General features: G+C 72.1%; 20 protein-coding genes. 8 read left to right on the top strand and 12 right to left on the bottom strand.

Annotation, left to right across the window (positions count from 1 at the left end; translation table 11 throughout):
* Positions 1–89: 89 nt before the first annotated feature.
* Positions 90–2288, bottom strand: a complete 2199-nt coding sequence (locus tag ACN6LD_RS05255; protein WP_445042607.1) for a serine/threonine-protein kinase — start codon at positions 2286–2288, stop codon at positions 90–92.
* A 269-nt stretch (positions 2289–2557) separates the two neighbouring features.
* On the opposite strand from ACN6LD_RS05255, the gene ACN6LD_RS05250 reads away from it, so the two are divergent.
* Positions 2558–3601 carry a serine hydrolase domain-containing protein gene (locus ACN6LD_RS05250; RefSeq protein WP_445042606.1) on the top strand — a complete coding sequence of 348 codons (1044 nt, stop codon included), beginning with the start codon at positions 2558–2560 and terminating at the stop codon, positions 3599–3601.
* Between the two features lie 566 nt (positions 3602–4167).
* Here the strand turns inward: ACN6LD_RS05250 and ACN6LD_RS05245 are convergent.
* Complete coding sequence (locus ACN6LD_RS05245) at positions 4168–5874, bottom strand: glycerol-3-phosphate dehydrogenase/oxidase (RefSeq protein ID WP_319191486.1); 1707 nt, start codon at positions 5872–5874, stop codon at positions 4168–4170.
* A 294-nt stretch (positions 5875–6168) separates the two neighbouring features.
* Here ACN6LD_RS05245 and ACN6LD_RS05240 point away from each other — a divergent pair, with 294 nt between their 5' ends.
* The gene (locus ACN6LD_RS05240) at positions 6169–7377 is read left to right on the top strand and encodes a nucleotide sugar dehydrogenase (RefSeq protein WP_319191488.1); all 1209 of its coding nucleotides are present in this window, start codon (positions 6169–6171) and stop codon (positions 7375–7377) included.
* A gap of 205 nt (positions 7378–7582) precedes the next feature.
* Here the strand turns inward: ACN6LD_RS05240 and ACN6LD_RS05235 are convergent, their stop codons facing one another.
* The 4 genes from ACN6LD_RS05235 to ACN6LD_RS05220 all read right to left on the bottom strand — a co-directional run bounded on the left by ACN6LD_RS05235 (position 7583) and on the right by ACN6LD_RS05220 (position 12529).
* Positions 7583–8707 carry a GuaB3 family IMP dehydrogenase-related protein gene (locus ACN6LD_RS05235; RefSeq protein WP_266726317.1) on the bottom strand — a complete coding sequence of 375 codons (1125 nt, stop codon included), beginning with the start codon at positions 8705–8707 and terminating at the stop codon, positions 7583–7585.
* A gap of 138 nt (positions 8708–8845) precedes the next feature.
* Positions 8846–10348: an IMP dehydrogenase gene (guaB, locus tag ACN6LD_RS05230; protein WP_319191492.1), complete on the bottom strand. Its 1503-nt coding sequence runs from the start codon at positions 10346–10348 to the stop codon at positions 8846–8848.
* 197 nt (positions 10349–10545) lie between these two features.
* Positions 10546–11133, bottom strand: a complete 588-nt coding sequence (locus tag ACN6LD_RS05225) for a sigma-70 family RNA polymerase sigma factor (RefSeq protein ID WP_057584634.1) — start codon at positions 11131–11133, stop codon at positions 10546–10548.
* 784 nt (positions 11134–11917) lie between these two features.
* Positions 11918–12529, bottom strand: coding sequence for a response regulator transcription factor (locus ACN6LD_RS05220; protein WP_003948568.1), 612 nt, complete (start codon positions 12527–12529; stop codon positions 11918–11920).
* A gap of 381 nt (positions 12530–12910) precedes the next feature.
* Between ACN6LD_RS05220 and ACN6LD_RS05215 the strand changes: the two genes are divergently transcribed.
* Positions 12911–13240, top strand: a complete 330-nt coding sequence (locus tag ACN6LD_RS05215) for a WhiB family transcriptional regulator (protein WP_057584636.1) — start codon at positions 12911–12913, stop codon at positions 13238–13240.
* Positions 13241–13303: 63 nt separating this feature from the next.
* Here the strand turns inward: ACN6LD_RS05215 and ACN6LD_RS05210 are convergent, their stop codons facing one another.
* On the bottom strand, positions 13304–14293 hold the full coding sequence (locus ACN6LD_RS05210) for a LysR family transcriptional regulator (protein ID WP_445042605.1): 990 nt from the start codon (positions 14291–14293) through the stop codon (positions 13304–13306).
* Positions 14294–14373: 80 nt separating this feature from the next.
* Between ACN6LD_RS05210 and ACN6LD_RS05205 the strand changes: the two genes are divergently transcribed.
* The 4 genes from ACN6LD_RS05205 (at position 14374) to ACN6LD_RS05190 (ending at position 18160) form a co-directional block, all read left to right on the top strand.
* Entirely contained in the window at positions 14374–15042 is a 669-nt protein-coding gene (locus ACN6LD_RS05205) for an MOSC domain-containing protein (protein WP_319191496.1), read from the top strand.
* 95 nt (positions 15043–15137) lie between these two features.
* Positions 15138–15911: an SDR family NAD(P)-dependent oxidoreductase gene (locus tag ACN6LD_RS05200; RefSeq protein WP_057584638.1), complete on the top strand. Its 774-nt coding sequence runs from the start codon at positions 15138–15140 to the stop codon at positions 15909–15911.
* 137 nt (positions 15912–16048) lie between these two features.
* Positions 16049–16756: an ester cyclase gene (locus ACN6LD_RS05195; RefSeq protein WP_319191499.1), complete on the top strand. Its 708-nt coding sequence runs from the start codon at positions 16049–16051 to the stop codon at positions 16754–16756.
* A 792-nt stretch (positions 16757–17548) separates the two neighbouring features.
* Complete coding sequence (locus ACN6LD_RS05190) at positions 17549–18160, top strand: hypothetical protein (protein ID WP_319191501.1); 612 nt, start codon at positions 17549–17551, stop codon at positions 18158–18160.
* A 464-nt stretch (positions 18161–18624) separates the two neighbouring features.
* Here the strand turns inward: ACN6LD_RS05190 and groL are convergent, their stop codons facing one another.
* The 4 genes from groL to ACN6LD_RS05170 all read right to left on the bottom strand — a co-directional run bounded on the left by groL (position 18625) and on the right by ACN6LD_RS05170 (position 22619).
* Positions 18625–20250, bottom strand: a complete 1626-nt coding sequence (gene groL, locus ACN6LD_RS05185; protein ID WP_319191503.1) for a chaperonin GroEL — start codon at positions 20248–20250, stop codon at positions 18625–18627.
* Between the two features lie 111 nt (positions 20251–20361).
* Entirely contained in the window at positions 20362–20670 is a 309-nt protein-coding gene (gene groES, locus ACN6LD_RS05180; RefSeq protein WP_057584642.1) for a co-chaperone GroES, read from the bottom strand.
* A gap of 216 nt (positions 20671–20886) precedes the next feature.
* Positions 20887–21711 (bottom strand): polysaccharide deacetylase family protein, encoded by an 825-nt coding sequence (locus tag ACN6LD_RS05175; protein ID WP_445042629.1) that lies wholly within the window; start codon positions 21709–21711, stop codon positions 20887–20889.
* An 11-nt stretch (positions 21712–21722) separates the two neighbouring features.
* Positions 21723–22619 carry a polysaccharide deacetylase family protein gene (locus ACN6LD_RS05170; RefSeq protein WP_415925058.1) on the bottom strand — a complete coding sequence of 299 codons (897 nt, stop codon included), beginning with the start codon at positions 22617–22619 and terminating at the stop codon, positions 21723–21725.
* 369 nt (positions 22620–22988) lie between these two features.
* On the opposite strand from ACN6LD_RS05170, the gene ACN6LD_RS05165 reads away from it, so the two are divergent.
* Entirely contained in the window at positions 22989–24161 is a 1173-nt protein-coding gene (locus tag ACN6LD_RS05165; protein ID WP_445042604.1) for a class I SAM-dependent methyltransferase, read from the top strand.
* 56 nt (positions 24162–24217) lie between these two features.
* Here ACN6LD_RS05165 and ACN6LD_RS05160 read toward each other — a convergent pair whose 3' ends face one another.
* Positions 24218–25447 (bottom strand): RNA polymerase sigma factor, encoded by a 1230-nt coding sequence (locus ACN6LD_RS05160; protein WP_445042628.1) that lies wholly within the window; start codon positions 25445–25447, stop codon positions 24218–24220.
* Positions 25448–25539: the final 92 nt, after the last annotated feature.

Raw genomic sequence — 25539 nt, 5'->3', positions numbered from 1 at the left:
GTCCGCAACCACTCACGATACGTGCCGGAGGCAACCCGCAAAGAGGGGATGCCGGATCTCGCCCCCGGAACCCCGCCCGCCGGCGGCCGCTACTTCTTCGGCGTGAAGGTGTCCGTCAGCGTCGCCCAGGTGGTTGCGCGCAGGTCGGTGCCCCAGGCCGCGGCCTTCGCCGTGTACATCAGCGCGTACCCGAGACCGTCGTTGACGACGAACCCGCGGTCGATGGTGCGGTAGGCCGTCCCGCCCTCCTTGTAGGTGAACTCCCAGTCGGCCGTGTTCCAGCCGCGGTAGTTCACCTGCGCTATACGGACCTTCTTGTACTGCGAGCGCACCATGTAGCGCTCCTGGTTCTTCCAGTCCGCGACGGGGCTGCCCTTGGGCGTGTTCGTCCAGGCGACGAGCAGCTTCTGCCCGCCCGGCCCGGTGAAACGGTCTCCCGCGGACACCGTGGTCTTGTACGCCCACCCCGCGGGCAGGCCGATCGTGTACCCCTGCGCGCCCTTGTACGTCGTCACCGCCCCGCCCTCGGAGGCGCCGGACCCGGCGCCGCCGGCCGCGGTGGTGTTGCTCGGCGTGGAGCCCGACGTCCCGGACTGTGACGGATCCTTCGAACCCGACCCGCCCTTGCGCGTCGCGTCGCCGGTGTCCTCCTTGGTGTCGGAGCCGGCGCTCGCGCTCCCGCCGGCCGCCGCCGTGGAGGCGCCGCCCTTCCCGCCGCGCGCGGAGTCGTCGCCACCGCCGCCGAGCGTGAGGGCGAGCACGGTGCCGAGCACCGCGAGCGCCACGACCACGGCGATGATCACCAGCGTCCGCTTCGGCACCACGTCGGTCAGCGGCGCCCTCGGCACGGACCGCGGGGGCAGGTCCGGAGGCGTCATGACGGGCCACCCCGAACTCCGCCCGCCGCTCTCCCCGTTCCCCCCGGCAGCACTGCCCGAGGCGGACCCGGCGCCCGCTGCGGCGCCCGAACCGGAACGCGCGGCCGGCACGGACGCGGACGCCGCCGGCCCGGAACCCGGCCGGCTCGCCGCCCCCGAACCCGCCGCCGCGCCCGAGACCGAGCCCGGAGCCGATCGCGTCGCGGAGTTGCCGGACGCCTGTACGGCGGGCGCGGCAGCAGACGGCGGAGGCGGCACCGTGGGCGACACGGCGGTGGAAGCGGCACCCGCGTGGTGCGAGGCCCCGCCCTGCTTCGGCGCCTCGTCCGCACCGATGGATCCGGAACCGCCCGCCCCGTTGGACGACTTGGCGCGTGCCGCGGCCGCCGAGGTCGCCGCCCCCGCCGCGACCGCGACCTTCCGCACGGACCTGAAAGCGCCACGCAGCTTCTCGCCGGCCTCGGCGCCCGCGGAACTCCCCCTGCCGCCGGGGCTGTCCGGCGGCACCGGCAGCGGCACGACCTTCGTCGCGTCCGCCGGCTCGGCGTACCGCGGCTCCGGCGCGTGCAGGACCGCGTTGAGCATCGCCCGCGCACCGGCGTCGTCGAGCCGCCGCGCGGGATCCTTGGTGAGCAGGCCGTAGATGACGTCCCGCAGGGGACCCGCGTTCTTCGGCTCCTCCAGCTGTTCCGTCATCACCGCCGTGAGCGTCGCGATGGCGGAGCCCTTGTCGTAGGGGGGCGCTCCCTCGACCGACGCGTACAGCAGACCGCCCAGGGACCACAGGTCGGCCGCCGGCCCCGGCTTGTGCCCGCGGGCCCGCTCCGGGGAGATGTAGGAGGGCGCGCCGACGAGCATGCCGGTGGAGGTGATGGAGGGATCGCCCTCGACCTGCGCGATGCCGAAGTCCGTGAGCACGACCCGGCCGTCCTCGGCGATCAGCACGTTGGACGGTTTCACGTCCCGGTGCAGGATGCCCTCGCGGTGCGCGGAACGCAGCACGTCGAGGATGGCCAGCCCGACCTCCGCCGCGCGCTTCGGGTCCAGCACGCCGTCCTCACGGATGACCTCGGCGAGCGACTTGCCCTCGACGAGCTCCATGACGATCCACGGCCGGTCGTCCTCCTCGACCACGTCGAAGACCGTCACCGCGCTGTTGTTGCGGATCCGCGCGATGGCCTTGGCCTCGCGCAACGTCCGCGTGATCAGGCGGCGTTTCTCGTCCTCGTCGATGTTCCCCGGGAACCGCAGCTCCTTGACGGCGACCGTGCGTCCGAGGGTCTCGTCCTCGGCGCGCCACACCGTCCCCATGCCGCCGCGGCCGAGTACGTCTCCCAGCCGGTACCGCCCGGCGAGGAGACGTGCGCTCTTGTCCTGACGGGATGCTCCCGCCCGCTCCGCCTCCGACATGCGTCCCCTCATGCAACCCGCCCTGACAGAGCCTCCATTGTCCCTCACCCGACAAGTGCCCGACGCCCAGGGTGCCCCTCACCGCATCCCGGCCGCACCCCAGGAGGGGAGTATTCCGGCCAGAAGGTGCAGCACGCTCCGGCCAATGCGCCGCTCGAGCGCCGGTCAGAGGGCGCGGACCAGGTGAGGAGCGTGCGCCCCGGGCCTGGATGATGGGTGTGCCGGGCAGCAGGAAAAAGAGCCGAGACCAAGGAGAAAGGGGGCCCACGATGCCGTCACGTCGAGGCCTGGCGGCCGTACCGGTGGCCCTGGCCCTCCTCGGCCTGTGCACGGCGAGTTCGCAGGCCACCTCCGCTCCGCCCACGGACCTGCTGCTCCCGCTGCTGCTCACCCGGGGCGAAGCGCCCGCCGCGGCCCTGCTGGCCCGGGAGGAGAGCGGCGCCCGCTACGCCGAGGCGGGCCCGGGCATCTCCCGGTCCGACCGCTTCCGGGCCGGCAGCGTCACGAAGAGCTTCCTTGCGACCGTGGTGCTCCAACTGGCCGAGGAGCACCGGCTCGCACTGTCCGACACGGTGGAGTCGCATCTGCCGGGACTGGTGCGCGGCGCCGGCAACGACGGGCGCGCGCTGACCCTTCGTTCCCTGCTCACCCACACCAGCGGCCTGTACGACTACACCCGGGACACCGCGGGCGTCGTCCCCCTCACTCCGCTTCAGTCCGTCCGTACCGCTGTCACCCACCCTCCGGCCGACCTCGGCCGCTTCGCCTACTCCAACACGAACTACGTTCTGCTCGGCCTGGTCGTCGAACAGGTCACCGGCCACTCGTACGCCTCGGAGGCCGAGCGGCGGATCATCGCTCCTCTGCGTCTGACGGGCACCTCCTTCCCGGGATCCCGCGTCTCCCTGCCCTCCCCGCACGGCCGCGCCTACGACCCGGACGGCGCCGACGTCACCGAACTCGACCCGCGGGTGGCCGGAGCCGCGGGTGAGCTGGTGTCGACGCTCGCCGATCTGGACCGCTTCTACGCGGCGCTGCTCGGCGGCGAACTGCTGCCCCCGCGCCGGCTGCGCGAGATGCTCGACACCCGTACCGCACACGGCGTGTACGGCATGGGCCTGTTCCCCGCGAAACTCCCGTGCGGCGTCACGGTGTGGGGGCACAACGGCCGGATCTCGGGCAGTTACGTGCGCACCGCAGCCACCGTCGACGGCCGGCGTGTCCTCACCTTCCGGGTGAACACGACAGCGATCGCAGACCCCGGCCTCGAACCGGCCCTGCTCGCCGCCGAGTTCTGCCCTCGCAATCCGTAGAACGAGCCGGCGCCGAACAGAGATCCCTCCCGGGATCACCCGTTCGAGTGAAACGCGGGCGGGGTCCGAAACAAACCGGTCGGCCGGCCCCGTCTCGGTACGGCCGACCCGGGCCGGGCCCGCATCCCGCCCGCCCCTGGCCGCCATGTCCCGCGAGAGGCACGAGCCCGCCAGACCCGAGCCGCCGAGCCGTCATGTCCGCAACCAGCACGAGCCCGGCAGACCCGAGCCGTCATGTCCCGGGAAGGCGCGAGCCTCATTCCCGGCTGGAGCCGGAGCCGCCCCGTTCCCGGCATGCCCCGGAAAACGCCAGCCTCATTCCCGGCAGGAGCCGGAGCCGCCCCGTTCCCGGCATGCCCCGGAAAACGCCAGCCTCATTCCCGGCAGGAGCCGGAGCCGCCCCGTTCCCGGCAAGGGCGCCGCCCCCGTTCCCGGCGGTGCCGGAGCCGTCTCGCCCCGGAAGCGCCCGAGCCGCCGTCCCCCGAGGAGGCCTGGGCCGCCGTTCTGCCGAGCCGGGCAGGCCCCCGGCTCTCGGGGGAGGCGCCCCGGGGACGTCGTCGGGGCGGTCAGAGGGGCACGATGTCCGGCGCGCCCAGTCGCGCCGCGTCCGCCGTCAGGTCGTCGGGCTGACGCTGCGACTCCCGCTCGGCCTCCACCCGCTTCTGGTAGTGCTCGACCTCGCGCTCGATGTGGCCCTTGTCCCAGCCGAGGACCGGCGCCATGAGCTCGGCGGCCTCCACGGCACTGCGGGTGCCGCGGTCGAAGGTCTCGATGGAGATACGCGTGCGGCGCGTCAGCACGTCGTCCAGGTGCCGTGCCCCTTCGTGAGAGGCGGCGTACACGATCTCGGCGCGCAGATAGTCGTCGGCGAACTGGAGCGGCTCGCCCAGGGAGGGGTCCGCGACGATGAGGTCCAGGATCTCTTCCGCCATCGCCCCGAAGCGGTTGAGCAGATGCTCCACGCGCACCACGTGCAGGCCCGTCCGCGCCGCGATCCGCGCCCGCGCGTTCCACAGCGCCCGGTAGCCCTCCGCGCCCATCAGCGGCACGTCCTCGGTGACGCAGTCGGCGACCCGCTGGTCGAGTCCGCGCACCGCCTCGTCGACCGCGTCCTTGGCCATCACGCGGTACGTCGTGTACTTGCCGCCCGCCACGACCACGAGCCCCGGCACCGGATGGGCGACGGTGTGCTCCCGGGACAGCTTGCTGGTGGCGTCGGACTCACCGGCCAGCAACGGCCGCAGTCCCGCGTACACGCCCTCCACGTCGTCCCTGGTCAGGGGCACTGCGAGAACCGAGTTCACATGCTCGAGGAGGTAGTCGATGTCGGCACTGGAGGCGGCCGGGTGGGTCTTGTCCAGGTCCCAGTCGGTGTCGGTGGTGCCGATGATCCAGTGCCGGCCCCAGGGAATGACGAAGAGCACGGACTTCTCGGTGCGCAGGATCAGCCCGGAGGAGGAGCTGATGCGGTCCCGCGGCACGACGAGGTGGATGCCCTTGGACGCGCGAACGTGGAACTGCCCCCGCTCGCCCACCATCGCCTGGGTGTCGTCGGTCCACACACCGGTGGCGTTGACGATCTGCCGGGCGCGGATCTCGTACTCCCCGCCCGCCTCGGCGTCCTCCACCCGCGCGCCCACGACGCGTTCGCCCTCCCGCAGGAAGCCGGTGACGCGCGCGCAGTTGGCCGCCTTCGCCCCGTAGGACGCCGCGGTGCGCACCAAAGTGGCGACGAAGCGGGCGTCGTCCATCTGCGCGTCGTAGTACTGCAGCGCCCCGACCAGGGCGTCCTTCTTCAAAGCCGGTGCCACGCGCAGGGCGTGGCGTCGACTCAGGTGACGGTGGGTCGGCAGCCCGCGGCCGTGACCGCGGGCCATGGACATGGCGTCGTACAGGGCGACGCCCGAGCCCGCGTACAGCCGCTCCCAGCCTTTGTGCTGGAGCGGGTACAGGAAGGGCACCGGTTTCACGAGGTGTGGAGCGAGCCGTTCGAGCAGCAGTCCGCGCTCCTTGAGCGCCTCGCGCACCAGCGCGAAGTCGAGCATCTCCAGGTAACGCAGGCCACCGTGGATCAGCTTGCTGGACCTGCTCGACGTACCCGAGGCCCAGTCGCGCGCTTCGACCAGGCCGGTGGACAAACCGCGCGTCACGGCGTCCAGTGCCACGCCGGCGCCCACCACACCGGCACCCACCACCAGCACGTCCAGTTCACGCTCGGCCATCGCCGCCAGTGACTCGGCTCGTTGCGCCGGCCCCAGTGTCGCTGTCCTCACCGCTGCCTCCCGCTGTCGGTCGTGCCGGCCGCGCCCGTCAGGGCGAGACCCCGTCCGTTTCCCCCATGCCCAGATTCTGACCGCGTTGCGCCACTTCAGCCACTACGAGCCCCAGCCTGTGGACAACTCTCACGGAACCTGACCGTCCGGTCGCAGAACACGGCCGGTCAACACAGCCGATCAATCCCACATAACGGTCATATTTACTCCTAGTCTGACATTGCGCTCGCCCATCCTGTCCACCGGGCTTGCGCACCTGTCCCACCTCGGTTACTGGGAAGGACGGCATACGCCATGCCCGCAGATCTCGCCGTCATCGGACTCGGCCCGCTCGGCCTCCCCCTGGCCCAGGCCGCCGTGGCCGCCGGCATCCCCACCGTCGGCTACCGCACCGGCCCCGAGGCCGGCTCGCTGAGTCCCGCCGAACTGCGCCGGATGCTCTCGGGGGGCTTCCGGACCGCCACCAACCCCGCCGAACTGGGCCGGGTGCGCACCGCCGTCATCTGCGCCCCGACCCCGCGCGACGCCGACGGCCGTCTCGACCTGAGCCAGGTGGAGGCGGCCGCCCGCACCCTCGCCGGGCACCTGCGCCCGCACACCACCGTGATCCTGGAGTCAGCCGTGTACCCCGGGGCCACGGAGGAGTTCCTGCTGCCGCTGCTGGAGGAGACGTCCGGCCTCCGCGCGGGCCGCGACTTCCACCTCGCCCACTCCCCCAGCCGGGTCGACCCCGGCAGCCGGGCCTTCACCCCGGCCAACACGCCGAAGGTCATCGGGGGCCTCACCCCCGCCTGCACCGAGTCCGCCGCCGCCTTCTACGGCCGGCTCACGGACAAGGTGGTACGCGCGCGTGGCCTGCGGGAGGCCGAGACCGTGCAGCTTCTGGAGACCAATTTCCGGCACGTCAACATCGCCCTCGTCAACGAGATGGCCGTGCTCTGCCACGACCTGGGCGTCGACCTGTGGGACGTCGTGCGCTGCGCGGAGACCAAGCCCTTCGGCTTCGAGGCGTTCCGCCCCGGCCCCGGCGTCGGCGGCCACTCCGTCCCCCTGGACGGGGCCGGCCGGACCGGCAGCACGCTGCGCATGGTGGAACTCGCCCAACAGGTCAACAACCGCATGCCCCGCTACGTCGTCCAGCGCGCCGCCGCCCTCCTCAACGAGCACGGAAAATCGGCGCGGGGCGCGCGCGTGCTGCTGCTCGGCGTCACCTACAAGGCCGACCTCGCCGACGAGCAGGGCGCCCCCGCGCGCGAGATCGCGGTCCGCCTGATGGAGCTCGGCGCCGCCGTCAGCTACCACGACCCGCACGTCCCGTCCTGGAGCGTCCTGGACCGCCCGGTCCCCCGCGCCGACTCGCTCTACGATGCCGCGGCCGACGCCGACCTGACGATCCTCCTCCAGCAGCACCGGACGTACGACCTCCAGGGCCTGTCGGTGAAGGCGCAGCTGCTCCTGGACACGCGGGGGGCCACGCCCACGGGGGCCGCGCACCGGTTGTGAGACACAGGGCGCCCGCGACCGCCCCGGACGCCGAGCCCGAGCCCCGGAAGCCGGCAGCCGGGAGCGGTAGCCGGCGGCGGGGAGCGGGAGCCGGCGGCGTACCGCACACGCCGGTCCATCCGCGCGCCGAGCAGGCGAAAGGAAGGGGGCTGGTCATCTCACCCGGGTGAGATGACCAGCCCCCCTTTTCTGAGCCGTCCGTGGACTACCGCCGGTGCACCGAGTCCGCCACCGTGACCTCGACGCGCTGGAACTCCTTCAGTTCGCTGTAGCCGGTCGTGGCCATGGCGCGGCGCAGGGCGCCGAAGAAGTTCATCGAGCCGTCGGGAGTGTGCGAGGGGCCCGTCAGGACCTCCTCGATCGTGCCGACCGTGCCGAGGTCGACCTTCTTGCCGCGCGGCAGCTCCTCGTTGACGGCCTCCATGCCCCAGTGGTTGCCGCGGCCCGGCGCGTCGGTCGCGCGCGCGAGCGGCGAACCCATCATCACCGAGTCGGCGCCGCACGCGATCGCCTTGGGGAGGTCACCGGACCAGCCGACGCCGCCGTCCGCGATGACATGCACGTAGCGGCCGCCGGACTCGTCCATGTAGTCGCGGCGGGCGGCGGCCACGTCGGCGACCGCGGTCGCCATCGGGACCTGGATGCCGAGCACATTGCGGGTGGTGTGCGCCGCGCCGCCGCCGAAGCCGACCAGGACGCCCGCCGCGCCGGTGCGCATCAGGTGCAGCGCCGCCGTGTAGGTGGCGCAGCCGCCGACGATCACGGGGACGTCGAGCTCGTAGATGAACTGCTTCAGGTTCAGCGGCTCGTGCGAACCGGAGACGTGCTCCGCCGACACCGTCGTACCGCGGATGACGAAGATGTCCACGCCCGCGTCGACGACGGCCTTGGAGAACTGGGCCGTGCGCTGCGGGGACAGCGCGGCGGCGGTGACCACGCCGGAGTCGCGCACCTCCTTGATGCGCAGGCCGATCAGCTCCTCCTTGATGGGAGCGGCGTAGATCTCCTGGAGGCGACGGGTGGCCGCCTCGACGGGGAGGCCCACGATCTCGTCGAGCAGCGGCTGCGGGTCCTCGTGCCGCGTCCACAGGCCCTCGAGGTTGAGGACGCCGAGGCCGCCGAGTTCGCCGATGCGGATCGCGGTGGCCGGGGAGACGACCGAGTCCATGGGGGCGGCCAGGAAGGGCAGCTCGAAGCGGTAGGCGTCGATCTGCCAGGCGATCGAGACCTCCTTCGGGTCCCGCGTACGGCGGCTGGGGACGACGGCGATGTCGTCGAAGGCGTACGCCCGGCGGCCGCGCTTGCCGCGCCCGATCTCGATCTCAGTCACGTGTGTGGCCTTTCCCTGATGCGTTGCAGCGTCTTCCAGTATCGCCGACGGCTACGACAAGGGCGGCCCCGGATGTCCCGGGACCGCCCTTGTCACGTCTCACGCGCGCGTGAGCGCCTGCTCCTCGCTCGCGAGCGCCTACTTGTTGCTGTAGTTCGGCGCCTCGACCGTCATCTGGATGTCGTGCGGGTGACTCTCCTTGAGGCCCGCGGAGGTGATCCGGACGAAGCGGCCCTTGGTCTCCATCTCCTCGATGGTGGCGGCGCCCACGTAGCCCATGGTCTGACGCAGACCGCCCACGAGCTGGTGCAGCACGTTGCCGAGCGGGCCGCGGTAGGGCACCTGGCCCTCGATGCCCTCGGGCACGAGCTTGTCGTCGGCCGCGACCTCCGCCTGGAAGTAGCGGTCCTTGGAGTACGACTTGGCCTGGCCGCGGGACTGCATGGCGCCCAGCGAGCCCATGCCGCGGTACGACTTGAACTGCTTGCCGTTGATGAACTGCAGCTCGCCGGGCGACTCCTCGCAGCCGGCGAGGAGGCTGCCCAGCATCACCGTGTCGGCGCCGGCGGCCAGCGCCTTGCCGATGTCGCCGGAGTACTGCAGTCCGCCGTCGCCGATCAGCGGGATGCCCGCCGGACGGGCCGCGAGGGACGCCTCGTAGATGGCCGTGACCTGCGGGACGCCGATGCCGGCGACCACACGGGTGGTGCAGATCGAGCCGGGTCCGACACCGACCTTGATGCCGTCCACGCCCGCGTCGATCAGGGCCTGGGCGCCGTCACGGGTGGCGACGTTGCCGCCGATCACGTCCACGCGGACGCTCGACTTGATCTTCGACATCCAGCTGAGGGCGTTGCTGTTGTGCCCGTGGGAGGTGTCGACGACCAGGAAGTCCACGCCGGCCTCGGCGAGGGCCTGGGCGCGCTCCAGCGCCTCAGGGCTGGCGCCGACGGCCGCGCCGACGAGCAGCCGGCCCTCGGCGTCCTTGGCGGCCCGGGGGTACTTCTCGGCCTTGACGAAGTCCTTGACGGTGATGAGGCCCTTGAGGAGGCCCGCCTCGTCGACCAGGGGAAGCTTCTCGATCTTGTGCTTGCGCAGCAGCTCCATGGCCTCGACGCCGGAGATGCCCACCTTGCCGGTGACCAGCGGCATCGGGGTCATGACCTCGCGCACCTGACGGGAGCGGTCCGACTCGAAGGCCATGTCTCGGTTGGTGACGATGCCGAGCAGCTTGCCGCCGCCGTCGGTGACCGGCACACCGCTGATGCGGAACTTGGCGCACAGCGCGTCGGCCTCGGCGAGCGTCGCGTCCGGGTTCACCGTGATCGGGTCGGTGACCATGCCGGACTCGGAACGCTTCACGAGGTCGACCTGGTTGACCTGGTCCTCGATGGAGAGGTTGCGGTGCAGCACGCCGACGCCGCCCTGGCGGGCCATCGCGATCGCCATGCGCGACTCGGTCACCTTGTCCATCGCCGCCGACAGCAGCGGGATGTTGACACGGACATTGCGAGAGATGCGGGACGAGGTGTCGACCGCGTTGGGGAGCACCTCAGATGCGCCCGGCAGCAGCAGCACGTCGTCGTAGGTGAGCCCGAGGGTCGCGAATTTGGCGGGCACTCCGTCGACGTTGGCAGTCATGACACCTTCCCCAAATGGCCTTGATCGGTGCGGATGTCCATGCTAACGGGAAGCGCACCGCCCGAATTCCACGGAAGAGCGAGACTCCGGGCTTCGTATGTTCGTACGGAGAACGCGACCGGCCCGTTCAAGCGGAAGCCGGACCGGCGGCGAAAGCGCTCTCTCCGGGGCGGCTTCACCACGCCCTGCCGGCCGGCCTACTGCTCGGCGAGCGCCCGCAGCCGGCTCAGCGCCCGGTGCTGGGCCACCCGGACCGCCCCGGGTGACATTCCCAACATCTGGCCGGTCTCCTCTGCGGTGAGACCCACCGCGATGCGCAGCAGAAGCAGTTCGCGCTGGTTCTCGGGCAGGTTGGCCATGAGCTTCTTGGCCCATTCGGCGTCGCTGCTGAGCAGGGCGCGCTCCTCGGGACCGAGGGAGTCGTCGGGACGTTCGGGCATCTCGTCCGAGGGGACCGCCGTCGAGCCCGGGTGGCGCATCGCCGCCCGCTGCAGGTCGGCGACCTTGTGCGCGGCGATGGCGAAGACGAAGGCCTCGAAGGGCCGGCCGGTGTCCCGGTAGCGGGGCAGGGCGAGGAGGACTGCGACGCAGACCTCCTGGGCGAGGTCCTCCACGAAGTGGCGCGCGTCGCCGGGCAGCCGGGACAGCCGGGTGCGGCAGTAGCGCAGTGCCAGAGGGTGGACGTGGGCCAGCAGGTCGTGCGTGGCCTGCTCGTCGCCGTCCACGGCGCGATGGACGAGTGCCCCGATCGTCCCCACGGCAGTGACCGCCTCGTCATCGCGCATCGGTCCATGGTGCACTGCGGCCGGACCGGCCGCGGCACCGTGCCCGTCGTTGTGCACCGAAGCGTTATGAGCAGGTGCGCCGGATGTCATCCCCTGCGCCCTCCCCTTCCGCTCGACCGACTCGTCCCCGAGGAACTCCACACCTCAAGGATGCGGCATCCGCGGCGAAACGAGCAGCGGGCGTCCGCCGGGCCCCCTCGCCGCACCTGCCCGGAGCGCGTCGGGAGGGGGTCTCACCCGACCTCCGGACCGCCCCTGAACAGGGAGGTTCGCTCATGAGCCCACTCCCCTCAGTGAATGACCGATGTCACCCGCGACCGTTCCGGACCGCCGGACGGCCCTGCCGGACGGCCCTGCGGATGCATGCCGGACCGTCGTGGCCGGACCGCCGTGGCCCACACCGCCCGGCCCGGGATCGCTCCCTACCGAAGCGAACCCGAAGCTGGAACCGAACCCGAACCCGAACCCGGAACCGAACCCTGCCCGGAGTCGCGATCCCGCCGCCCCGGACCGTGGAACCTCCGGTCGTGGCCGAGCCGTGAGGCCGTCGGCCGGAGCGCGACGCCATCGGCCCAAAGGCCGCGAAGTCGCCGGGCGGAACCGCGACCCCGCCGACCCGAGGCCGGAACCGCCGACCCGTCCGCGGCCGCGGAACAGCCGGTCCGGAGCGGCGAGGCCGGCCGGGAACGGGGGCCCGGGCGGTTGCGGTCGAGGCCTGTCCCAGGGCGTGTTTCGAAAGTCCCGTCTGCCCTTCAGGCAGACGACGCTGCTTTCGAAACACGCCCTAGCGGACCAGGCCCCACCGGAAGCCGAGGGCCACCGCGTGTGCCCGGTCCGAGGCGCCGAGCTTCTTGAACAGCCGCCGGGCGTGCGTCTTGACGGTGTCCTCGGAGAGGAACAGCTCACGGCCGATCTCCGCGTTGGAGCGACCGTGGCTCATGCCCTCGAGCACCTGGATCTCACGCGCGGTGAGCGTGGGCGCCGCGCCCATCTCGGCCGACCGCAGCCGCCGCGGGGCGAGCCGCCAGGTGGGGTCGGCGAGGGCCTGGGTCACGGTCGCCCGCAGTTCCGCGCGCGAGGCGTCCTTGTGCAGGTAGCCGCGGGCGCCGGCAGCGACCGCGAGGGCCACGCCGTCGAGGTCCTCCGCGACGGTCAGCATGATGATGCGGGCGCCGGGGTCGGCGGACAGCAGTCGCCGTACGGTCTCGACGCCGCCCAGTCCGGGCATGCGCACGTCCATCAGAATCAGGTCCGAGCGGTCGGCACCCCAGCGGCGGAGGACTTCCTCGCCGTTGGCCGCCGTCGTCACGCGCTCGACGCCGGGCACGGTCGCGACCGCGCGGCGGAGCGCCTCTCGGGCAAGCGGGGAGTCGTCGCAGACGAGGACGGATGTCATGGCCGCCCTCCGCAGCTGATGCGCGTCACCTTGTGCCTCCAGGCTGGTACGAAATCGTCACCTGTGCGGTCGACCGTCTCGGACGCCTGCCCGAGCGTTTGTCTTCTCCAACCGCCACCGCACACTCAACGATGGTCACTCGAAAGAGTTACGGGGCTGCGTGCATTCTTCGGCACTCTACGTGAGGGCGCGGACACAGAGGAGTCAGCCACACGGACCCTCAAGCTTTCATCACAAGCGGTGCCCCATTCAGCCCTATTTCTTCCCTTTTACTGGTGTCTGAGGCTAGATTCGCAATGAGTCATATTTTCATCTCCTTAGATCGTAGTTGTACGGTCGTGGGCACGGTATCCGCTCTGAACGGCTACAAGGGGTCACGCAATGGCAGATTTCTCCCGCCTTCCCGGACCGAACGCGGATCTGTGGGACTGGCAGCTTCTCGCTGCCTGCCGCGGAGTGGACAGCTCGCTCTTCTTCCATCCGGAGGGCGAGCGCGGGGCGGCTCGGAGCGCTCGAGAGAACTCGGCCAAGGAGGTCTGCATGAGGTGCCCGGTCCGCGCGCAGTGCGCGGCGCACGCGCTGGCGGTACGCGAGCCGTACGGCGTGTGGGGCGGGTTGACCGAGGACGAGCGCGAAGAGCTCATGGGGCGGGCGCGCAACCGCCTGGTCTCGGCGTCGTCGGGCGCGAGAGACACCGCTTCGAACACATGAAGGAACGTTTCTTCAAAACGGAGGGCACACGCGCGTGCCCTCCGTTTTCCTTCGTCGGTCATGTCATGAGGGGGCCGCGGCCCGCCGCAGCTGCTCCAGGGTGGCCGTCACCGCCGGAACGTGGGCGAGGTCGGGCAGGGTGAGCGCGACGATCTCCCGCCGCACCGCCGGCTCCAGCGTCAGCGCCCGGACGCCGCGGGGCCGCACGGAGTCGATCGCCAGCTGGGGCAGGACGGCGACGCCCAGTCCGGCGGCGACCAGGCCGACCACCGCCGGGTAGTCGTCGGTCGCGAAGTCGATGCGGGGTGTGAAGCCCGCGCTCTCGCACACCTGGACCAGCTGGCCGCGGCAGCGCGGGCAGCCGGCGATCCACGGCTCGGCGGCGAGGTCGCCGATGGCGACGGCGTCCGGGGCTCCGGCGCGCGCGAGGCGGTGCCGCTCGGGGACGAGGGCCACCAGCCGGTCTGTCAGCAGCGGCCGTACGACCAGGTCGTTCCATTCCTCGTCGCCGGAGTCCCCGGAGCCGGCGCCGCCCGGGGAAACGGGACCCGGGCCGCCCGGGTGCGCATCGCCGGTTGTCGCGCCGCCGGGGGTCGCGCGTCCGTAACGGAAGGCGAGGGCGATGTCGCAGTCCCCCTCGCGCAGCAGTCGCACCGACTGCGGCGGCTCCGCCTCCTCGAGGGAGACGCGGGTGCCGGGGTGCGCGGCGCGCAGGGCGGCGAGGGCGGTCGGGACGAGGGTGGAGCTGCCGCTGGGGAAGGACACCAGGCGGACCCGGCCGGCGCGCAGACCGGCGATGGCCGCGACCTCCTCCTCCGCGGCGGTGAGGCCCGACAGGATCCCGGCCGCGTGCCGGACGAGGGCCTCGCCCGCCTGGGTCAGCCGCATCTCGCGGCCGCTGCGGACCAGCAGCGGGGTGCCGACGGACGCCTCCAGGGCCTTCATCTGCTGGCTGACGGCCGGCTGGGTGCAGCCCAGTTCCCGCCCGGCCGCCGAGAAGGAGCCGGTGGCGGCGACGGCGCGCAGGACGCGGAGATGACGTGCCTCGATCATGCGCCGAGCATAAGGGAGTCTTGGGTCGCCGTGCGAATAATGCGTCGACACTTTGAGGTCCGGTCGCCTATCGTGCCGCCATGAGGCTTCTGTCCGTCAATCTGGGCCGCCCGACGGCCGTGCCGTACACCGACCAGCCCCAGGGCCTGACCGGCATCGACAAACAGCCGGTCGAGGGGCCCGTGCGGGTGTCCGCGCCCGGGCCGAAGGGCGTCGGGGCGAGCGGCCTGGCCGGGGACACGGTGTGCGACCTGCGCCATCACGGCGGCGACGACCAGGCGGTGTACGCCTTCGCCCGTGAGGACCTCGACGCATGGGAGCGCGAACTGGGGCGCAAGCTGGCCTCCGGCGCGTTCGGCGAGAACCTCACCACGACGGGGCTCGACGTGTCCGGCGCGCGGATCGGCGAACGCTGGCGGATCGGCTCCGAGGTGGTGCTGGAGGTGAGCGCGGGGCGGATACCGTGCCTCACCTTCCAGGGGCACCTGGGCGAGCGGCGCTGGGTCCGGCGGTTCACGGAGAAGGCGGCCACGGGCGCCTACCTGCGGGTGATCGTGCCGGGTGAGATCCGCGCGGGGGACGCGGTGGAGATCGTCCACCTGCCGGATCACGAGGTGACGGCCCGTATGCAGTTCCAGGCCGTCACCACCCACCGGGAGCTGCTGCCCCGGACGCTCGCGGCGGGTGCGGCCCTGCATCCGGAGACGCTGGCCGCGGCCCGGAAGTATCTGGCGCGGCACGGAGAGTGATGCCGTCGGGGTCAGCGGCGCTCACGCGGCCTTCACCTTCGGGAGGCCGCGTGCAGAGAACGGACGGACCCGCTCCGGGTCACTAACCTTCAGCCATGACAACGGCTCTCATCACGGGTTCGACCGCGGGCATCGGCGCCGCGTTCGCCCGCAGACTGGCGGCGGACGGGCATGATCTCGTCCTCGTCGCACGGGACACCAAGCGCCTGCGCGAGCAGGCGACCGAGTTGCACGACCGGCACGGCATCGAGGCGGAGGTGCTCACGGCCGACCTCTCGACGGACGAGGGCATCGAGGCGGTGGCCGTCCGGCTCGGCGACCGCAAGAAGCCCGTCGACCTGCTGGTCAACAACGCCGGCTTCGGCAACAAGGGCCGCTACCTCGACGTCTCCATGGCGGACGAGCTGACCATGCTCAAGGTGCACTGCGAGGCGGTGCTGCGGCTGACGTCCGCGGCGGCGGCCACGATGCGGGAGCGCGGGCGCGGGGGCGTCGTCAACGTGGCCTCGGTGGCGGCGTTCGTACCGCGCGGGACGTACGGGGCGTCCAAGGCGTGGGTCGTGCAGTTCACGCAAGGTGCGGCGAAGGACCTGGCCGGGACGGGCGTGCGGCTGATGGCCCTGTGCCCGGGTTTCGTGCGCACGGAGTTCCACGAGCGGGCCGGGATGGGCACGGACAACATCCCCGGCTGGATGTGGCTGGACGCGGACAAACTGGTCGCGGCGGCGCTGCAGGACCTGGCGCGCGGGAAGTCGGTGTCGATCCCCGATCCGCGGTACAAGGCGCTGATGGGGCTGGTGAAGGTGACCCCGCGGTCGCTGCTGGGCGGCGTCAGCTCGAGGACGGGACGCAAGTACGGGCCCCAGTAGCGGTCCCCGGTCGCGGAGCCCGGTCGCGGAGCCGGTGGCGGGCCCCGGCAGCGGGCCCGCGGGCGGGTGGCGTCGGCACTCCGGTGGGAAGATGGCCGTGTCCGAACACCGGATCCAGGGGGGCCGGAGGCGACGTCATGACGTTCGTACAGCTCATCGACTGCAGGACCAGCCGGTTCGACGAGATGGACCGGCTGATGGACACATGGGTCGAGCAGACCAAGGGGAAGCGGACCGCCACGCACGCGGTGGTCGGCAAGGACCGCTCCGACGCTTCGCACTTCATCGAGATCGTGGAGTTCCCCTCGTTCGAGGAGGCCATGCGCAACTCGAACCTCCCGGAGACCGGCAAGGTCTTCCAGGAACTGGTGGCGCTGTGCGACGAGATGCCCACGTTCACCGATCTCGACGTCGTGCGGGACGAGCGGCTGTGCGCGGCGACGGCGCGGCGCTTCTTCGAGACGGTGGCCGCCCCGGGTGCGCTGGCGCCGCTCGACGGCCTGCTGGCGCAGGACTACCACGACCATGATCCGTCCAACGTGCAGGACACGATCGGCATGGACGCGATGCGGCGCGAGGTCGAGATGTGGCGCGGCGGTTTCGCCGTCACGTTCACCGTCGAGGACCAGATCTCCGAGGACGACCGCGTGTGCACCCGCTGGACGTTCGACGGGACGCACCACGGCGAGTTCATGGGCCTCGCGCCCACCGGCCGAGAGGTCACCATGACCGGGACGACCGTCTTCCGGTTCGACGACGACGGCAGGATCGCCGAGGGCTGGTGGCAGTACGACCGCCTCGGCCTCATGGCCCAACTGGGAGCCCTGGACGCGCTGGAGAGCTGAGGGGCGCTGTGCGGGCACGGACGCCCGTCTCACCTGCACTCCACAGACGATCGAACACACCGCGGTGGTTCGCGTGAGCGAAAGCCCCTACGGGAGTCGCCTTCGCTCAACGCGTCCGAACGCGCATTCCCCGCGCCGGACGCGGCCCTGCCCCGACCGCTTGTCCGCCCGACCGGCCGCTCCGCGGGAGCCCGACCGGCTGCTCCGCGGGAGCCCGACCGGCTGCTCTGCGCTGTGCTGGGACGATCACGTCCGGGCGACGCTGTTCCGCGCTGTGCTGGGACGACCACGTCCGGGCGACGCTGTTCCGGCCGGCCGGCGACGAGGCCCTGTGCCGACGGCGCCTCAACTCCCTTGCCCCCGCGCGGATTCCGGCGTCCCGTCGCCACTGTGAGATGCAGCGCGCGGGACGGCCGGGCCGGAGCCGCCGACGGGATGGACGGCGCCGACAAGCGAGGGGTGCCCTCATCGCCTATCGTGGAATGCGGTGAGCCGACCGCGGGACTCACCCTCTCGGGGCGATCTGGTTCGCAGTCCCGACAACACCTCTCATCCCGTGGGGCCGTGAGCACTCCGGCCGCCATCTCCCACATCCTGTCCCACATCCGCAGCGCATCCGCCGGGCAGCGCTGTTCCGGCCGACTCCGACCACCACCACGGCCGCCGTACCCGATCGTGTCGCCCTGCGCATCACACCGATCCGACCGCGGCACCGACGGCCTCCGCGGGCCGGTGGGCCCGGGAACGCCCCACGGGCCCTTGTCCGGGGGCGAATCGAGGAACGGAGACACCATGGCAATGCTCCGCCTGACCATGAAAGCCGCGCTGTGCGCGTTCGTCGCGTTGATGATGGCCGCGGTCTGGGCCCAACCGGCGCACGCCTGGACCTGGGCCACCAGGGTGACCGTCTACAACAACGCCGGACTGTGCGTCCAGGGCACCGCGGGCATCGATCACAGACGACCCGGCGCGTTCTCCGGCAATCTCGCCTACGCGGACACCTACGCACTGAACCAAGGGAGTTGCTCGACCGGTCTGGCCAGGCCCGACGGCTGGGCCGCCGCGCGAGCAACCGTCTACCGGTGGAACGGATCCGCCTGGGATGTGTGCCGCACCAGCCCCTGGAAGTACGGCGCCACAGGACAGGCGGGCGGCGAGTTCCCCGGCCCCTGGGGTCCTGAGCAGGTGTACGACTGGGGCGGTTGGCAGTCCTGTGGGACGGGCTACTACGGGACGATCGCCTCGGCATACGTCTGGGACGGCTCCGCCTGGCGGGGCGGTGACGTCTGGTCCGGCTACGAGTTCGCCTCGCCGACCTCGCTCCGGGACAACCGGCCGTCCGAGCCCGGCACCGCTCCCACTCCGCCTTCCTCCCGCCCGCCGGTGGAGGCGGGAGCCCGGTAGAGCCAGGAGCACACCGCACCCCCGACCGTGTCCGGCGGATCCGCGAGGCCCCGCCGGACACGGGCGCGCGCCGACGGCCGGTCGGGGTGCGCGCCAAGGCGCCCGCCGACCGGGCGCGGGTCTGTCTCCAGGCGTTCCGAGTGCTCCGGCGGTGACGGGTGCGGGCCGGCTGCTTGCCGCCGCGTAAGACGTGCGGGGTGCCGGCCTCGCGAACCGCGTCTCCGACGCCGTCTGCACCCCACGGCCTCCGACGCCGTATGCACCCCACGGCCTCCGACGCCGTATGCACCCCACGGCCTCCGACGCCGTATGCACCTCACGCCGGATCTCTTCGTGGGGAGCGCGCGAACAGTTCGCCGAAGTTATCGCTCCACGGCACCGAACGGGTCCGGGCACGCGCCGAGGCCCGGCGCCCCCGGTGAACGGGAGGCCGGGCCTCGGTGGTGATGCGGGGCTGACCTGGGTCAGTGGGAGTGACCGTGGCCGTGACCGCCGGCGGCCGGCTCCTCCTCTTCCTTCTTCTCGACGACGAGAGTCTCGGTCGTCAGGAGGAGGGAGGCGATGGAGGCGGCGTTCTCCAGGGCGGAGCGGGTGACCTTGACCGGGTCGATGACGCCGGCCTTGACCAGGTCGCCGTACTCGCCGGTCGCGGCGTTGAAGCCCTGGCCCTTGTCGAGCTCGGCGACCTTGGAGGTGATGACGTAGCCCTCGAGGCCCGCGTTCTCGGCGATCCAGCGCAGCGGCTCGACGGCGGCCTTGCGGACGACCGCGACACCGGTGGCCTCGTCGCCGGTCTTGTCGAGGTTGCCCTCGAGGACCTTGACGGCGTGGACCAGCGCGGAGCCGCCACCGGAGACGATGCCCTCCTCGACCGCGGCGCGGGTCGCGGAGATGGCGTCCTCCAGACGGTGCTTCTTCTCCTTCAGCTCCACCTCGGTGGCGGCGCCGACCTTGATCACGCACACGCCGCCGGCCAGCTTCGCGAGGCGCTCCTGGAGCTTCTCGCGGTCCCAGTCGGAGTCCGTGTTCTCGATCTCGGCCTTGATCTGGCCGATGCGGCCCACGACGTCCTCGGAGCTGCCGCCGCCGTCGACGATGGTGGTGTCGTCCTTGGTGACGGTGACGCGGCGGGCGGAGCCCAGCACGTCGACGCCGACCTGGTCGAGCTTGAGACCGACCTCTTCGGAGATGACGGTGGCGCCGGTGAGGACGGCCATGTCCTGCAGCATCGCCTTGCGACGGTCACCGAAGCCCGGGGCCTTGACGGCGACCGCGTTGAAGGTGCCGCGGATCTTGTTGACGACGAGGGTGGAGAGCGCCTCGCCCTCGAGGTCCTCGGCGATGATCAGCAGCGGCTTGGAGGAGTTGGTCTGGATGACCTTCTCCAGCAGCGGCAGCAGGTCGGCGATCGAGGAGATCTTGCCCTGGTTGATGAGGATGTAGGGGTCCTCGAGGACGGCCTCCATGCGCTCCTGGTCCGTCACGAAGTACGGAGACAGGTAGCCCTTGTCGAAGGCCATGCCCTCGGTGAAGTCCAGCTCCAGACCGAAGGTGTTGGACTCCTCGACGGTGATGACACCGTCCTTGCCGACCTTGTCCATCGCCTCGGCGATGAGCTCGCCGACCTGCGTGTCCTGCGCGGACAGTGCGGCGACGGCGGCGATGTCGGCCTTGTCGTCGATCGGGCGGGCGGTCGCGAGGAGCTCCTCGGACACGGCCTTCACGGCGGCGTCGATGCCCTTCTTCAGGGCGGCCGGGGACGCGCCCGCGGCGACGTTCTTCAGGCCCTCGCGCACCAGCGCCTGGGCGAGCACGGTGGCGGTGGTCGTACCGTCGCCCGCGATGTCGTTGGTCTTGGTCGCCACCTCCTTCACCAGCTGCGCGCCGAGGTTCTCGTACGGGTCCTCGAGCTCGACCTCACGGGCGATCGTGACGCCGTCGTTGGTGATGGTGGGAGCGCCGAACTTCTTGTCGATGACGACGTTGCGGCCCTTGGGGCCGATCGTCACCTTGACCGTGTCGGCAAGCTTGTTGACGCCGCGCTCGAGGGCGCGACGGGCGTCCTCGTCGAACTTCAGGATCTTCGCCATGGGAGCGGTTCAGCCCTCTCGGAAAAAGTGGGAGAAACGAACTGCGCCCCCGGCACCCGGCTTCACAAACACGCGGGGCCAGGAGCGCAGTTCACTGCAAAACTGGGTGAATTACTTCTCGATGATCGCGAGCACGTCGCGAGCCGAGAGGACGAGGAACTCCTCGCCGTTGTACTTCACCTCGGTGCCGCCGTACTTGCTGTACAGGACGACGTCGCCGACCTTGACGTCGAGCGGCAGGCGCTCGCCGTTCTCGAAGCGACCCGGGCCCACTGCGAGGACGGCGCCCTCCTGGGGCTTCTCCTTCGCGGTGTCCGGGATGACCAGGCCAGAGGCGGTGGTCTGCTCGGCGTCGAGCGGCTGGACCACAATGCGGTCCTCGAGCGGCTTGATGGCAACCTTGGAGCTGGTGGTCGTCACGATCCGACCTCCCCCTTCGGAGATCTCACGGGGTTAACTGTCTGAGGTGGCGACCAGGTGGATCCGTCGTCGCGGGTGCCGGACCTGCCCGTCGCGTTGTTGGCACTCTCCAGTGGGGAGTGCCAGACCTGAGACTATGACCGCGATTAGCACTCGGTCAAGCGGAGTGCCAATGCCCGCGGCGCGTCGGCCGGTTTTCCGGCCGGCGTGAGCCCCTCAGACGTAGTCCTCCAGGCGGGCCACCGTCAGGTTCTGGTTCTGGATCTCGCGCAGGAGTCGCGTCGTCCGGTCCCTCAGGTCCGGGGCCGTCGTCTCGTCCGGGGCCACGGCGATGACGTCGCCGGGGCGGAGGCGGTGGGGGCCGTGGGCGTAGGCGAGGGACGTGGGGCCCATCGCGGCACGCCACAGGACGACGGCCGCGATGCCGCAGTCGGCGGCGGCGCGTCGGGTGGTGGCGTCGTAGGCGCCGTAGGGCGGGCGGAGAAGTCGGGGGCGCAGCCCGAAACGGGCGCGCAGCTTGTCCTGCTGGCCGCAGATCTCGGCGCGCTGGCCGGCGTAGGGCAGGCCGCGCAACGCCGGGTGGTCCAGGGTGTGGTTCTGGACGCTGGCCCCGACCGACTGCAGCCGGGCCAGCCGGCCGTAACCGGGGCCGATCACGCTGTCGGTGAGGAACATGCTGACCGGCAGGCGCAGTTCGCGGACCATGTCGACGAAGCGGGGGTCGCGCTCGGCGCCGTCGTCGTAGGTGAGGAAGACGACCCGGTCGGCGGTCGGGACATGGTCCACGACCGGCGGGAGGGCCGTTCCGGGGCTGCCGGCCAGGGAGCGGGCCGGGTGGGCCGGGGCAGGGGCCAGGGGGGCCGTCAGACCCCAGCGGCGGTAGGCGGGCTGCCCGGCGGCCGGGCCGGCCGGGTGGACCCGGGCCGCGGCCTTCCTGCCCAGTCGTTCGATCGGGTCGACGGACTGGGCGCAGCCGCTCAGGGCCGTCAGGACGAGCGCGGTGAGCGCGACGAGCAGGGCGGCCACCGGTCCCGCGCCCATCTGCCGCGCCCTCACAGGTAGTCCTCCAGACGGGCCACCGCGTAGCCCTTGGCGGTGACCTTGTCCAGGAAGCGGCGGACCAGGTCCGGCATGGTGCCCTTCCACTCGCCGCGGCCGCGGAAGTGGCTCAGGACGATGTCGCCGGGGTGCAGGTCCCGGTCCCCCTCGCGGTACTCCCAGTGGTCGACGAAGACCTCCTCGTCCCAGAGCGGGGCGTAGCGCACGCCGCAGCTCTTCGCGGCGCGCAGGGTGTCCTGGTCGTAGTTGCCGTACGGCGGCCGGAAGAGGGCGGGGCGGGTGCCGTAGCGCTCCCGGATCACCTCCTGCATCCCGCAGATCTCGTGTCTCTGGCGGGAGTAGGAGAGGGCCGGCAGGTAGGGGTGGTGGAGCGTGTGGTTGTTCAGGGCCGCCCCCCGGTCCTGCATCTCCTTGAAGTACCCGTAGTCGTCCTTGATCAGGTAGTCGCTGAGGAAGGCGGTGTACGGGATCTTCAGCTCGCTCATCATGCGCAGGAACGCCGGGTCCTTCTCGGCGCCGTCGTCGATGGTGAGGAAGACGACCCGGTCCTCGGTGGGGACCCTGGTGAAGACCGGCGGCAGACCGAGCTCCTCGTGGTCGTCGACCTCGAAGCCCTTGCGGGTGGTGATCTCCGGCTTGTGCGCGGGCGGCGCCGGGGGCGTCAGCGGGACCTTTCGCAGGCCCCAGCGCCCCGCCGCGGCGACCCGGGCCCGGTGGGCGGCGCGGAGCCGGGCGGCGTAGCCGTACAAAGCGCGGGCGGGCGCGACCACCGGGGGCGCCGCCTTCTCCGGCTGCTGTCCGGCCGCGGGGCGGGTCGTGCGGCCGGCGCCCCCTCCGGCGCAGCCCGACGCGGCGGCGGCCAGGGCGAGGACGGCGACGAGGCTCCTGATTCCCACGGCGCGCGTCCCGGCGCTGATCGTTCCCCTGCGGCTGCGGACGCCCGTCCTGGGGCGAGGTCCCGCGTGGGGGCGGTGTCCCGCGTGGGGACGGGCATCCGTGCCGGTGCGAGGTCCCGCGTGGGGGCGGGCATCCGTGCCGGTGCGAGGTCCCGCGTGGGGACGGGCATCCGTGCCGGCGCGGAGCCCCGTCCGGGGGCGGGCTTCCGTCCGAGGGCGGCGACGGGCCGGCCCATCGAGGCCGTTCATGTCATTTTGTACGACAGGTCCCATGGCGCCGGATCTTCGCAGTCGCCCTTCCCCGACCCGGTCCGACACCGCCGCCGGGGACGCGCTGTCCACCGACTGGCCCACAATGACCTGGTGAACGACCTCGCCCCCCTGCGCACTCCCGAGGGCCGCGCCCTCCTCGACGCGGTCCGCGGCACCGCCCCCGCCGACGAACTCGCCGTCGCCACCCGGCTCCGCCGCGAACATCCCGCCGACCTCGTCTCCGCGGCCCTCGGCCAGGCCCGACTGCGGCAGCGGGCGGCGGTGAAGTTCGGGGCGCGGGACGCCGAGCGGATGTTCTTCACGCCGAACGGGGTGGAGCAGTCGACGCGCGCGAGCGTCGCCGGCTACCGGGCCGAGCGGATGAAGGCGCTCGGCGTGACCTCCGTCGCCGACCTGTGCTGCGGGATCGGCGGGGACGCGATCGCCCTCGCCCGCGCCGGGATCCGGGTGCTGGCCGTGGACCGGGACCCGGCGGCGGCCGAGGCCGCGCGTGCGAACGCCGAGGCGCTCGGGCTGGGCGAGCTGATCGAGGTGAGGGAGGCGGACGTCACCGAGGTGGACGCCCGCGGTTACGACGCCGTCTTCGTGGATCCCGCGCGCCGGGGCGGCCGGGGGCGCATCTTCGACCCCGAGGGGTACTCCCCTCCCCTGTCGTGGGCGGTCGGCGCCGCCCTCGCCGCCCCGCACGCCGCCCTCAAGATCGCGCCCGGGGTGCCGCACGAGGCCGTCCCCGTCGAGGCCGAGGCCGAGTGGATCTCGGACGGCGGGGACGTCAAGGAGGCGGTCCTGTGGTTCGGGACCGAGCCGGGGACCGTCCGGGCCACTCTGCTGCCGGGGCCGCGCACCCTGATCGGCTCCGGCCTGCCCGACCCCCGCGTCCGGCCCGTCGGGCGGTATCTGTACGAGCCGGACGGCGCCGTCATCCGGGCTCATCTGGTCGCCGACGTGGCCCGGGAGCTCGACGGCGGTCTCGTCGACGAGACCATCGCCTACGTCACCGCGGACGCCCTCCGCCCCACCCCGTATGCCACCGCCTATGAGATCACCGATCAACTCCCTTTCGGCGTCAAGAAGTTGAAGGCTCTGTTGCGGGAGCGGGGGGTCGGTGCGCTGACCGTGAAGAAGCGGGGTTCGGCGGTGGAGCCGGAGGAGCTGCGGAAGAAGGTGCTGCCCAAGCCGCAGGGTTCCGAGGCGGTGACGGTGTTCCTCACACGAGTGGCGGGCGCCCCGACCATGCTGATCGGGAAGCCCGCCGCCCCCTGACACCGGTCGGGCCATCCGTCGGGCCATCCGTCGGGCCGTGACGGCCCGCGCGGCCGTCAGTCCGAGGCGTCGGCCCTGTGCAGCAGCAGGCGTCGTTCGCGTGCGCTGGCCGTCAGCGCCGCCGCCCGTTCGAACTCGGTCCGGGCCTCCGCGGTGCGACCGAGGCGGGACAGAAGGTCGGCCCGGACGCTCGGGAGCAGGTGGTACTCCCGCAGTGCGGGTTCGGCCGTCAGGGCGTCGACGATGGCCAGGGCGGCCGCCGGGCCCTCGGTCATCGACACGGCGACCGCGCGGTTCAACTCGACCACCGGGGAGGGGAAGCGGGCCGCCAGCAGCCCGTACAGGGTGGCGATGCCCGCCCAGTCGGTCCGGTCGTACGTGTACGCGTGCGCGTGGCAGGCCGCGATGGCCGCCTGGAGGGCGTACGGGCCCGGGGCCGCGCCCGCCGCCACGCTCCGCGCCCGGTCGAGGGCGGTGATGCCGCGCGCGATCAGCATGCGGTTCCAGCGGCGGCGGTCCTGGTCCTTCAGCAGGACGGGTGTGCCGTCGAGGGAGGTGCGGGCGGCCGACCGGGACGCCTGGAACTCCAGCAGTGAGACGAGGCCGTGGACCTCGGGCTCCTTCGGCATCAGCGCCGCCAGCTGCCGCCCCAGCCGCAGGGCGTCCTCGCACAGCGCCGGGCGCAGCCAGTCGTCACCGGCGGTGGCCGCGTACCCCTCGTTGAAGATCAGGTAGATGACGTCGAGGACGGAGCCGAGCCGGGCCTCGCGGTCGGGGCCGTACGGCACCTCGAAGGGCACGTTCCTGGTCGCCAGGGTCTTCTTGGCGCGCACGATCCGCTGGGCGACCGTCGGCTCGGGCACCAGGAAGGCACGGGCGATCTCCGGTGTGGTCAAGCCGCCCAGCAGACGCAGGGTGAGGGCGATGCGGGACTCCGCGGAGAGCACCGGATGGCAGGCGGTGAAGACGAGCCGGAGCAGGTCGTCGTCGATGTCGTCGGGGTCGGCGGGCTCCTGGGGCGGGGCGGTCGTGGTCTCCAGGTCGCGGCCGATCTCCTGGAGCTTGCGGGCGTGGTTCTCACGCCGGCGGATCAGGTCGACGGCACGGCGCCGGGCGGTGGTGGTCAGCCAGGCGCCGGGATGGTCCGGCACGCCGTCGCGCGGCCACTGCTCCAGCGCGGCCACCAGGGCGTCCTGCGCCAGTTCCTCGGCGACGCCGACGTCCCGCACGAGTCGGGCGACGGCGGCGATGACACGGGGGGCCTCCAGACGGAAGACGGTCTCGATGGCCGTACGGGTATCCGGGGCGGTACACCGATCCGGGGCGTCCGTACCGGGGACCGGGGCGGCCCTGCCGGGGTCCGGGGCGTCCGTACCGG

It is taken from the genome of Streptomyces sp. SAS_272 (genome assembly GCF_052543235.1).
This window is presented reverse-complemented; position numbering and strand designations above follow the sequence as displayed.

Coding starts and splice junctions, on each gene's coding strand:
- ACN6LD_RS05215 (WP_057584636.1), top strand. CDS start 12,911: ATGGCAGATTTCTCCCGCCTTCCCGGACCGAACGCGGATCTGTGGGAC.
- ACN6LD_RS05220 (WP_003948568.1), bottom strand. CDS start 12,529: ATGACATCCGTCCTCGTCTGCGACGACTCCCCGCTTGCCCGAGAGGCG.
- ACN6LD_RS05250 (WP_445042606.1), top strand. CDS start 2,558: ATGCCGTCACGTCGAGGCCTGGCGGCCGTACCGGTGGCCCTGGCCCTC.
- ACN6LD_RS05195 (WP_319191499.1), top strand. CDS start 16,049: ATGACGTTCGTACAGCTCATCGACTGCAGGACCAGCCGGTTCGACGAG.
- ACN6LD_RS05200 (WP_057584638.1), top strand. CDS start 15,138: ATGACAACGGCTCTCATCACGGGTTCGACCGCGGGCATCGGCGCCGCG.
- groL (WP_319191503.1), bottom strand. CDS start 20,250: ATGGCGAAGATCCTGAAGTTCGACGAGGACGCCCGTCGCGCCCTCGAG.
- ACN6LD_RS05225 (WP_057584634.1), bottom strand. CDS start 11,133: ATGCGCGATGACGAGGCGGTCACTGCCGTGGGGACGATCGGGGCACTC.
- guaB (WP_319191492.1), bottom strand. CDS start 10,348: ATGACTGCCAACGTCGACGGAGTGCCCGCCAAATTCGCGACCCTCGGG.
- ACN6LD_RS05240 (WP_319191488.1), top strand. CDS start 6,169: ATGCCCGCAGATCTCGCCGTCATCGGACTCGGCCCGCTCGGCCTCCCC.
- ACN6LD_RS05190 (WP_319191501.1), top strand. CDS start 17,549: ATGGCAATGCTCCGCCTGACCATGAAAGCCGCGCTGTGCGCGTTCGTC.
- ACN6LD_RS05255 (WP_445042607.1), bottom strand. CDS start 2,288: ATGTCGGAGGCGGAGCGGGCGGGAGCATCCCGTCAGGACAAGAGCGCA.
- ACN6LD_RS05210 (WP_445042605.1), bottom strand. CDS start 14,293: ATGATCGAGGCACGTCATCTCCGCGTCCTGCGCGCCGTCGCCGCCACC.
- ACN6LD_RS05175 (WP_445042629.1), bottom strand. CDS start 21,711: ATGGGCGCGGGACCGGTGGCCGCCCTGCTCGTCGCGCTCACCGCGCTC.
- ACN6LD_RS05205 (WP_319191496.1), top strand. CDS start 14,374: ATGAGGCTTCTGTCCGTCAATCTGGGCCGCCCGACGGCCGTGCCGTAC.